Annotated in this window: 4 protein-coding genes; 2 read left to right on the top strand and 2 right to left on the bottom strand. The window is 55.1% G+C overall.

The window, feature by feature from the left end; genetic code table 11:
* Nucleotides 1–148 precede the first annotated feature (148 nt).
* Nucleotides 149–1,891 (top strand): ABC transporter permease, encoded by a 1,743-nt coding sequence (locus CSQ89_RS20255; RefSeq protein WP_099407816.1) that lies wholly within the window; start codon nt 149–151, stop codon nt 1,889–1,891.
* The gene (locus CSQ89_RS20250; protein ID WP_099407815.1) at nt 1,884–2,954 is read left to right on the top strand and encodes an ABC transporter ATP-binding protein; all 1,071 of its coding nucleotides are present in this window, start codon (nt 1,884–1,886) and stop codon (nt 2,952–2,954) included. The genes CSQ89_RS20255 and CSQ89_RS20250 overlap by 8 nt, the downstream gene beginning before the upstream one ends.
* A 216-nt stretch (nt 2,955–3,170) precedes the next feature.
* Here CSQ89_RS20250 and CSQ89_RS20245 read toward each other — a convergent pair whose 3' ends face one another.
* Both CSQ89_RS20245 and CSQ89_RS22665 read right to left on the bottom strand, forming a co-directional pair.
* The gene (locus CSQ89_RS20245; protein WP_186293346.1) at nt 3,171–3,776 is read right to left on the bottom strand and encodes a YitT family protein; all 606 of its coding nucleotides are present in this window, start codon (nt 3,774–3,776) and stop codon (nt 3,171–3,173) included.
* A 10-nt stretch (nt 3,777–3,786) separates the two neighbouring features.
* Nucleotides 3,787–3,963, bottom strand: coding sequence for a hypothetical protein (locus CSQ89_RS22665; RefSeq protein WP_158229073.1), 177 nt, complete (start codon nt 3,961–3,963; stop codon nt 3,787–3,789).
* Between the last annotated feature and the right edge of the window lie 120 nt (nt 3,964–4,083).

The following is a 4,083-nucleotide window of genomic DNA, read 5'->3' as shown; positions in this document are numbered from 1 at the left end:
TGCCTGAGCATCAAGACGCAGAAGAACCCATTCGCACTTTGCCGCAAGTTACTGATCAACGCCTCCCGCGCGGCTTATGATCAGTTACAGCTGCTTCTCGCAGCTACTGCGTAACATCAGTAAATAATCCAAGCCGGCGAACAACACTATGTATACCGAGACCATTCAGTCGACCTCGCCGGAGCCAGCCTCTTACGGCTGGACTCAGTGGTGGAGCCGCTTCAATCTAAGCCGTGGTGCCGTGGTATTCATTACCGCCATCGCCGTTTTCCTGCCCATTGGCCTGATCATCTGGCAGAGCACGCTCTCCGCGCCATTCTTTGCCCCCAACAAACAATACGGCCTGGATGCGTATCGATTTATTTTTGCTGATCCGGATTTCTGGTCAGCTGCCAAGAACTCGTTGGCCATCGCGATAGGTATGGTTGTGATTGCCGTCCCGTTCGGGGGGGCGCTCGCTTTTCTGATGGCCCGTACCGACCTGCCGGGGCGGCGCTGGCTGGAGCCGATGATCCTTGTGCCGGTTTTCGTATCCCCCTTGGTGCTGGCGTTTGGCTACGTAGTCGCCATGGGGCCGGTTGGCTTCTACTCCATCTGGGTCAAACAGCTGCTCGGTCTGAGCCAGGTACCCTGGAATATCTATTCTCTCAGCAGTATTGCCGTCATCGCTGGGCTTACCCATGTGCCTCATGTTTATCTCTATTCCTCGTCGGCGTTGCGCAATTTAGGTTCCGATGTCGAAGAGGCGGCGCGCGTCTCAGGTGCCAGTCCTCTGCGGGTTGCACTCAATGTCAGCCTGCCCATGACGGCGCCGTCGCTGATGTTTGCTGGGGTGCTGGTGCTGTTTCTCGGCTTTGAGATTTTTGGTCTGCCGCTTGTATTGGGTGATCCGGAAGGGCATCTGGTGATGGCGACTTATCTCTATAAACTCACCAACAAGTTGGGCATACCGTCTTACCATTTGATGGCCGCTGTTGCCGTCTGTTTGATTGCCATTACGTTTCCTCTGGTGTTGTTGCAACGCCGTCTTTTACGTAGTGCTGCACGGTTTGTGGCCATGAAAGGCAAGGCAACCCGGCCCAAGGCTTTGCCACTAGGCATATGGAAGTGGTTCGCTGCCATCATCGTATTTGCCTGGTTGGTGTTTACGCTGGTTATTCCAATCTCTGGCATTGCCCTGCGCTCTGTCGTTGAGTATTGGGGGGAGGGTGTACCGCTTGGCGAGGCACTGACGCTAAACCACTTCAAAGAAGTGTTTGCACAACCCAACCTGGTACGTGCCATTGTCAACAGCATGCTGATCGGCGTGATTGGTGGTGGCTTGGCGGTCATTTGCTACACCGCCTTGAGCCTCGCCGCACATCGCAAGCAAGACGGGGTAACCCGCGCCATTGATTACTTGGTACTGGTACCGCGCGCCGTGCCCGGCGTGCTGGCCGGTCTCGCCTTTCTGTGGGTGTTCCTGTTTGTTCCTGGCTTAAAAGAACTGCGCAACGGCATCGTCAGCGTGTGGATTGCTTATACGGTTGTCTGGCTTGCTTATGGCATGCGCTTGATCTCATCCGCGTTGATCCAGGTAGCCCCGGAACTGGAGGAAGCAGCCCGTGTTGTGGGCGCGAGTCGTGCTCGTACCCACCGTCAGATCACCGTACCGTTGATCAAGTACGGACTGCTCGCAAGCTGGCTCTTGGTGTTCATGATTTTCGAGCGTGAGTACTCAACCGGTGTTTATTTGCTGGCTCCTGGCTCCGAGGTAATTGGCTCAATGCTTGTCTCGTTGTGGGCCGCTGGTGCCATTGACCTTGTGGCCGCGCTTTCTCTTATCAATATTGGCCTAGTCGCGATTGGTCTCGCGGTGGCCTTGCGTTTCGGAGTTAAGCTCCATGACTAAACTCATCGTGAATGACCTTCATCTGCAATATGGTGATAACCCTATTCTCAAAGGCGTGTCTTTCGAATTGCAACCTGGCGAAGTGGTGGCGCTGCTGGGTGCATCGGGGAGCGGCAAGACTACGCTGTTGCGCGCCGTGGCTGGCTTGGAATCTCCACACCAAGGCTGTATCAGCATTGGTGGACAGTCGCTATACGACGCTGCGCGTGGGATTGATCTACCGGTAGAAAAGCGTGGTCTCGGTCTGGTCTTTCAATCCTATGCACTATGGCCGCACAAGACCGTCTTTGATAACGTGGCGTATGGTCTGACCCTTCGCGGCACCAGCAAACAGGAAATAGACGATCGGGTGCTCGCAGCACTCAAGAGCCTTGATCTCGTCCATTTGGCTGAACGCTTCCCCAATCAGTTGTCGGGTGGCCAGCAACAGCGTGTTGCGATTGCCCGCGCCCTTGTCTACAACCCGCCCGTCATCCTTCTGGATGAGCCGCTTTCCAATCTCGATGCCAAGTTGCGTGAAGAAGCGCGTGCCTGGCTGCGTGAGTTGATCGTGACCCTGAAGCTCTCTGCGCTGTGCGTGACCCACGATCAAACCGAAGCCATGGCAATGGCTGATCGTATCCTACTACTAAAGAATGGCCGAATAGAGCAGGAAGGTCGACCGGAAGAAATGTACGGTGCCCCAAGCACCCTCTATACCGCCGAATTCATGGGGAATAACAACCGTCTGCAAGGCCGAGTAACCGAACTTCGGGATGGTCGTGCATTGCTGGAGGGTCCTGGCTGGCGGTGCTGGGGAGCTGTGCGTGGCTCGCTAAAAATGGGGGACGCCGCTGTGGGCCTGATTCGTCTGGAGCGCGTGCGTTTGGCGGACGGTGACGGAGAAAACCGCATTGCCGCTTCGTTGGTCACATCGATGTACTTAGGCGATCGCTGGGAGTATCTGTTCAAACCCGGTGAAAATCGTCTCCGTGCCTATGGCGAGCATGCAATTCCGGCTAATACCCCTGCTTGGCTCGAACTGCCGGTCAATGATCTTTGGCTTTTCCCTTCGGATGGCTAGATCCACTGCTCTGGCTGTATTCAAGCGATATCTGAATTACCGAGGTAATAGAACCCGCTTAGCGTCTAGCTTGGTGGGTTTTCATCTAAGAACCTGTTTACGATCTTGCTGCGCAGCCGTGATGGGGACTCATGTGCTGCTCGAAATCTTTATGTAACCACGTACATTCCGGTTTCTGCGCTGCGCTTCACCCCGCGATAGATCGTAAACAGGTACTCAGATACCGACATACCTTCCTGGCTTGTGATTGACGGTAATCACCACATTCACGGCCGCTGCCGCCAATACAGAAAGCGCAACACTACGCACATCCAGTAACAGCAGCGACCCAATCAGGATCATCACATCGGCGGCCATCTGGATGTGGCCGGCGCGCCAGCCATACTTTTCCTGCAAGTAGATGGCCAAGACGCCTACACCGCCCAGGCTGGCACGGTGGCGTACCAACATCAATAGGCCAGCACCTGCCAGAAAGCCACCTGCGACAGCCGCGAAAACAGGGTTCAACTGGTTAAGCTGCATCAGTTGCGGCAGCCACTCGGTATATATCGACAACAGGCTGATGGCGGTAAAGGTCTTCAACGTGAAGACCCAACCCAATGCCCGCCAGGCAAACAGATAGAAGGGTAGGTTGATGACAAAGTACACCAAACCAAAAGGCAGATTGCTGAGGTAGTAGACAATGAAAGCCAGTCCGGCAGTACCACCGGTTAGCAGATTAGCCTGACGCAATAACATGACGGACAGCGCCACAAATAGGCAGCCCACCAGCAAAGCTTGCAGGTCTTCAAGCCAAGTGTGGCGTTCTACAGAGGTGGTCATGATTGGCGCGTCAAAGAAATTGAAGGCCAAAGGGTAAAGGCTTATCGTCCATGTCCGCTATTCGGACCATCGGCAGTTGCTGGTACTCGCCGGCTTCTAGGCTTGCATCAACCAGTATTTGAAGCTGGCGGTAGAGCACCGGGTAGGCGGCATTGGCCGTCATGAACTCTTCAAGCAGTGTGGACATCAATCTTTTCCTCAATCAAATGAAATGCGTTGGTAGTGTGATGCAAGCGCCACGTGCGGATCGTGCGCGGTGGGCCGTCATAGGCCAGGGCTGCCGGGTGATTGCCGGCAACGGTGAGTG

The organism is Chitinimonas sp. BJB300 (assembly GCF_002735695.1).
In the GTDB taxonomy this organism is placed as follows: Bacteria; Pseudomonadota; Gammaproteobacteria; order Burkholderiales; family Chitinimonadaceae; genus Chitinimonas.
This window is presented reverse-complemented; position numbering and strand designations above follow the sequence as displayed.

What these genes read in the sequence shown, in the direction of transcription:
- CSQ89_RS20255 (WP_099407816.1), top strand. Translation starts at nt 149, where the DNA reads ATGTATACCGAGACCATTCAGTCGACCTCGCCGGAGCCAGCCTCTTAC.
- CSQ89_RS20250 (WP_099407815.1), top strand. Translation starts at nt 1,884, where the DNA reads ATGACTAAACTCATCGTGAATGACCTTCATCTGCAATATGGTGATAAC.
- CSQ89_RS20245 (WP_186293346.1), bottom strand. Translation starts at nt 3,776, where the DNA reads ATGACCACCTCTGTAGAACGCCACACTTGGCTTGAAGACCTGCAAGCT.
- CSQ89_RS22665 (WP_158229073.1), bottom strand. Translation starts at nt 3,963, where the DNA reads ATGTCCACACTGCTTGAAGAGTTCATGACGGCCAATGCCGCCTACCCG.